The 6,013-nt window shown below is 46.8% G+C and carries 1 protein-coding gene, 2 tRNA genes and 3 rRNA genes; all 6 read left to right on the top strand.

All coding sequences use genetic code 11. The features are described from left to right. Positions 1-330: 330 nt before the first annotated feature. Complete coding sequence (locus FMM05_RS21060) at positions 331-498, top strand: hypothetical protein (protein WP_185965647.1); 168 nt, start codon at positions 331-333, stop codon at positions 496-498. Between the two features lie 169 nt (positions 499-667). Continuing rightward, positions 668-2,183, top strand: a 16S ribosomal RNA gene (locus FMM05_RS20795). A gap of 179 nt (positions 2,184-2,362) precedes the next feature. After that, positions 2,363-2,436 (top strand) — tRNA-Ile (locus tag FMM05_RS20790). A gap of 92 nt (positions 2,437-2,528) precedes the next feature. Then, a tRNA-Ala gene (locus FMM05_RS20785) sits at positions 2,529-2,602 on the top strand. A 221-nt stretch (positions 2,603-2,823) separates the two neighbouring features. After that, positions 2,824-5,708: ribosomal RNA gene (locus FMM05_RS20780) — 23S ribosomal RNA — on the top strand. Between the two features lie 154 nt (positions 5,709-5,862). Then, positions 5,863-5,971 (top strand): 5S ribosomal RNA (gene rrf / locus FMM05_RS20775). The 16S, 23S and 5S rRNA genes sit together here with 2 tRNA genes alongside, the layout of an rRNA operon. The last annotated feature ends 42 nt before the right edge of the window (positions 5,972-6,013 follow it).

Raw genomic sequence — 6,013 nt, 5'->3', positions numbered from 1 at the left:
AAAAAGCTTTGAAAAGCGAAAAGAAGTGTTACTTTTGCACCCGCAATAACAGCGAGCTCTTTACCATTATGACGCTATTGAAACACCAGTAATTGCTGGGGAATCGGATCAAAAAATAAATTTGAAAAAAGATAGCAAAACATTTGGAAGTAATAAAAAGTTTACTACTTTTGCACCCGCAACAGCGACAAAGTTCTTTAACAAACTGCAACACACAAAACGCCTTAATAAAAAGAAGTGCACCTTGTATAAGGAGTACGGAAAAGAGTAAAGGAAACCGGATTTAGCCTTTAGCAATAAAGGTTAAAAAAAAGTAAAAAAAAAGCTTGGATGATAAAGGTAAAAGATAGTATCTTTGCCCTCCCTAACCGAAAGGAAACGGGGTTCATTGCAAGACTGAAAAACTTTAAACGGGAGGCTGCTGAGACGAGAGTTTTGGCTCAGAAAAAAAGAAAATTTTTTTTTGAAAAAGCTTGTGGGTTTAAAAAGAAGTTGTAATTTTGCAGCCGCTTACCGAGACAGTCATTACGATGGAAACGGGAAGCGGATTGAAACAAGAAGACACGTTCATAGACATATTGGATTGACAGCATAAGAGAGAGTAAGAACTCTGTTATTATTGAAAAAGAAAGACCTGGCATAAAGATCGTAAAAATATTAAAAATATACGATGAAGAGTTTGATCCTGGCTCAGGATGAACGCTAGCGGCAGGCCTAACACATGCAAGTCGAGGGGTAGAGGCTTTCGGGCCTTGAGACCGGCGCACGGGTGCGTAACGCGTATGCAATCTACCTTGTACAGGGGGATAGCCCAGAGAAATTTGGATTAATACCCCATAGTATATAGAGAGGGATTCCTTTTTATATTAAAGTTCCAACGGTACAAGATGAGCATGCGTCCCATTAGCTAGTTGGTATGGTAACGGCATACCAAGGCAATGATGGGTAGGGGTCCTGAGAGGGAGATCCCCCACACTGGTACTGAGACACGGACCAGACTCCTACGGGAGGCAGCAGTGAGGAATATTGGTCAATGGGCGCAAGCCTGAACCAGCCATGCCGCGTGCAGGATGAAGCATCTATGGTGTGTAAACTGCTTTTGTACGGGAAGAAACCCTGCCACGTGTGGCAGATTGACGGTACCGTAAGAATAAGGATCGGCTAACTCCGTGCCAGCAGCCGCGGTAATACGGAGGATCCAAGCGTTATCCGGAATCATTGGGTTTAAAGGGTCCGTAGGCGGTTTTATAAGTCAGTGGTGAAATCCGGCAGCTCAACTGTCGAACTGCCATTGATACTGTAGGACTTGAATTATTGTGAAGTAACTAGAATATGTAGTGTAGCGGTGAAATGCTTAGATATTACATGGAATACCCATTGCGAAGGCAGGTTACTAACAATACATTGACGCTGATGGACGAAAGCGTGGGGAGCGAACAGGATTAGATACCCTGGTAGTCCACGCCGTAAACGATGGATACTAGCTGTTTGGTAGCAATACTGAGTGGCTAAGCGAAAGTGATAAGTATCCCACCTGGGGAGTACGAACGCAAGTTTGAAACTCAAAGGAATTGACGGGGGCCCGCACAAGCGGTGGAGCATGTGGTTTAATTCGATGATACGCGAGGAACCTTACCAGGGCTTAAATGTAGGTTGACAGGACTGGAAACAGTTTTTTCTTCGGACAACTTACAAGGTGCTGCATGGTTGTCGTCAGCTCGTGCCGTGAGGTGTCAGGTTAAGTCCTATAACGAGCGCAACCCCTGTCGTTAGTTGCCAGCGAGTCATGTCGGGAACTCTAACGAGACTGCCGGTGCAAACCGTGAGGAAGGTGGGGATGACGTCAAATCATCACGGCCCTTACGTCCTGGGCTACACACGTGCTACAATGGCCGGTACAGAGAGCAGCCACTGGGTGACCAGGAGCGAATCTACAAAGCCGGTCACAGTTCGGATCGGAGTCTGCAACCCGACTCCGTGAAGCTGGAATCGCTAGTAATCGGATATCAGCCATGATCCGGTGAATACGTTCCCGGGCCTTGTACACACCGCCCGTCAAGCCATGGAAGCTGGGGGTACCTGAAGTCGGTGACCGCAAGGAGCTGCCTAGGGTAAAACCGGTAACTGGGGCTAAGTCGTAACAAGGTAGCCGTACCGGAAGGTGCGGCTGGAACACCTCCTTTCTAGAGACACGGTCGCTAAGTCCTATAATAGGTAATGATAAAAGTTATTACTCTCGCTGTTAGTTCAAATAATACAAAGAAGAAGAGCTTTAATAAGTACAAAGAATTGAGTACAAAGTATAGAGATTGCGGATGCACTGCATCTTAATACTTAATACTGACTACTTGATACTTTAAATAGTCTCGTAGCTCAGCTGGTTAGAGTACTACACTGATAATGTAGGGGTCGGCAGTTCGAGTCTGCCCGGGACTACTAATTTACAAGCATCTTCGAAGGAAATTCTGGAAGTTATGGGTATGGATTATCATAATTCGTAATTCGTCATTCATAATTTAAAAAAGAATGGGGGATTAGCTCAGCTGGCTAGAGCGCCTGCCTTGCACGCAGGAGGTCATCGGTTCGACTCCGATATTCTCCACAGATCGGTTGATTTGTTAATATGGTTATTGGGTTATTCGTTCAAACGAATCAACAAATTACCAAATACACGCATCAACATTGATAAAAGTTCATTGACATATTGAGATAAGAAAAACAAGAAAAATATAGAAAGCATGTAAAGTTGTTTTTTGTTAAAAGTTTCAAGTTTAAGGTTTTCGAACCTGAAACGTGGAACCTGAAACGAATAACACGTAAGTACAATAAGCAAAATAAGGGCGTATGGGGGATGCCTGTGGCTCTCAGAGGCGAAGAAGGACGTGATAAGCTGCGAAAAGCTGCGGGGATCGGCACACACGAATTGATCCGCAGATATCCGAATGGGGCAACCCACTATGTTGAAGACATAGTACTCCGATAGGAGGGCGAACCCGCTGAACTGAAACATCTAAGTAGGCGGAGGAGAAGAAAACAAGAGTGATTCCGTAAGTAGTGGCGAGCGAAAGCGGAACAGCCCAAACCAACTTTGTTACGGCAAAATTGGGGTTGTAGGACCGGGATATTTCTTGCACAAAGAACTGGAAGCATCTGGAAAGTTGTATCAAAGAGGGTGATAATCCCGTACAGGTAATGAGTGTAAAGGATACCGGTATCCTGAGTAGGGCGGGGCACGTGAAACCCTGTCTGAATCCGGCGGGACCATCCGCCAAGGCTAAATACTCCTGAGAGACCGATAGTGAACCAGTACCGTGAGGGAAAGGTGAAAAGAACCGTGAATAACGGAGTGAAATAGATCCTGAAACCATACGCCTACAAGCGGTCGGAGCCCACAAGTTGGGTGACGGCGTGCCTTTTGCATAATGAGCCTACGAGTTACCGTTGCTGGCAAGGATAAGTACTTCAGGTATGGATCCGTAGCGAAAGCGAGTCTGAATAGGGCGCCATAGTCAGTAATGGTAGACGCGAAACCGTGTGATCTACCCATGGGCAGGATGAAGCTGTGGTAACACATAGTGGAGGTCCGAACCGGTTGACGTTGAAAAGTCTTCGGATGACCTGTGGGTAGGGGTGAAAGGCCAATCAAACTCGGAAATAGCTCGTACTCCCCGAAATGCATTTAGGTGCAGCGCAGCGTACAGTTTATTAGAGGTAGAGCTACTGATTGGATGCGGGGGCTTCACCGCCTACCAATTCCTGACAAACTCCGAATGCTAATAAATGATTACCTGTAGTGAGGGCATGGGTGCTAAGGTCCATGTCCGAGAGGGAAAGAACCCAGACCATCAGCTAAGGTCCCCAAATCTATACTAAGTTGAAAAAACGAGGTTTGTCTGCCCAGACAGCTAGGATGTTGGCTTGGAAGCAGCCATTCATTTAAAGAGTGCGTAACAGCTCACTAGTCGAGCGGACGAGCATGGATAATAATCGGGCATAAGTATAGTACCGAAGCTATGGATTTACAGTTTACTGTAAGTGGTAGGGGAGCATTCTATTCAGCGTCGAAGGTGTACTGCGAGGTATGCTGGAGCGGATAGAAAAGAAAATGTAGGCATAAGTAACGATAATGCGGGCGAGAAACCCGCACACCGAAAGACTAAGGTTTCCTCAGCTATGCTAATCAGCTGAGGGTTAGTCGGGACCTAAGGCGAACCCGAAAGGGACAGTCGATGGCCAACGGGTTAATATTCCCGTACTTCTTATAGTTGTGATGGAGTGACGGAGTGATGAAAGTACCGCGAACTGACGGAATAGTTCGTTGAAGCACCTAGCTATAGGTCCTGTAGTTAAATGCGCAGGATTTGGTGAAATGCGATAGTACTCGGAGTCTTCGGACAAAGAGATAGTGTACCTAAGGGCTTCCAAGAAAAACTTCTAAACTTAGATTATAAGAACCCGTACCGTAAACCGACACAGGTAGTCGAGGAGAGAATCCTAAGGTGCTCGAGAGATTCATGGCTAAGGAATTAGGCAAAATAGACCTGTAACTTCGGGAGAAAGGTCGCCAGCAGCAATGCTGGCCGCAGTGAAAAGGTCCAGGCGACTGTTTATCAAAAACACAGGGCTCTGCAAAATCGTAAGATGAAGTATAGGGCCTGACACCTGCCCGGTGCTGGAAGGTTAAGAGGAGATGTCATGGGCAACCAGAAGCATTGAATTGAAGCCCCAGTAAACGGCGGCCGTAACTATAACGGTCCTAAGGTAGCGAAATTCCTTGTCGGGTAAGTTCCGACCTGCACGAATGGTGTAACGATCTGGACACTGTCTCAGCCATGAGCTCGGTGAAATTGTAGTATCGGTGAAGATGCCGATTACCCGCAGTGGGACGAAAAGACCCTGTGCACCTTTACTATAGCTTAGTATTGACCTTGGATAAGTGATGTGTAGGATAGGTGGGAGACTGTGAAATGGCGTCGCTAGGCGTTGTGGAGTCATTGTTGAAATACCACCCTTTGCTTATCTGAGGCCTAACCCCGCGTTGTGGGGGACATTGCTTGGTGGGTAGTTTGACTGGGGTGGTCGCCTCCAAAAGAGTAACGGAGGCTTCTAAAGGTTCCCTCAGCACGCTTGGTAACCGTGCGTAGAGTGCAATGGCATAAGGGAGCTTGACTGAGAGACATACAGGTCGATCAGGTACGAAAGTAGAGCATAGTGATCCGGTGGTTCCGCATGGAAGGGCCATCGCTCAAAGGATAAAAGGTACGCCGGGGATAACAGGCTGATCTCCCCCAAGAGCTCATATCGACGGGGGGGTTTGGCACCTCGATGTCGGCTCGTCACATCCTGGGGCTGGAGAAGGTCCCAAGGGTTGGGCTGTTCGCCCATTAAAGTGGCACGCGAGCTGGGTTCAGAACGTCGTGAGACAGTTCGGTCTCTATCTACTGTGGGCGTTAGAAATTTGAGTGGATCTGATTCTAGTACGAGAGGACCGAGTCGGACAAACCGCTGGTGTATCTGTTGTCCCGCCAGGGGCACCGCAGAGTAGCTACGTTTGGAAGGGATAAGCGCTGAAAGCATATAAGCGCGAAACCCACCACAAGATGAGATTTCTTTTAAAGGTCGTGGAAGATGACCACGTTGATAGGCTATAGATGTAAAGGCAGTAATGTCATAGTCGAGTAGTACTAATAACCTGTAAGCTTATGTACGTCTTTTCCTGCCCCGCAAGGGGCAGGGAAGAACTTTCTAAATCAAAACAATTTTTCTTTATCTCAGTATGTTAATAATATTGGTTTACGGTTAACAGCTGTCAGTTGACAGGTCTGGTATCAGTAAACGCATTGCCCAAAGCAATGAACCTTTTAAGGTGATTATTGCGGCGGGGCTCACCTCTTCCCATCCCGAACAGAGTAGTTAAGCCCGCCTGCGCAGATGGTACTGCAATTTGTGGGAGAGTATGTCATCGCCTTTCTTTTTAAACCCCCTATCTTAAACGATAGGGGGTTTTGTTTTT

It is taken from the genome of Flavobacterium zepuense, from assembly GCF_007097145.1.
Classification (GTDB): domain Bacteria; phylum Bacteroidota; class Bacteroidia; order Flavobacteriales; family Flavobacteriaceae; genus Flavobacterium; species Flavobacterium zepuense.
This window is presented reverse-complemented; position numbering and strand designations above follow the sequence as displayed.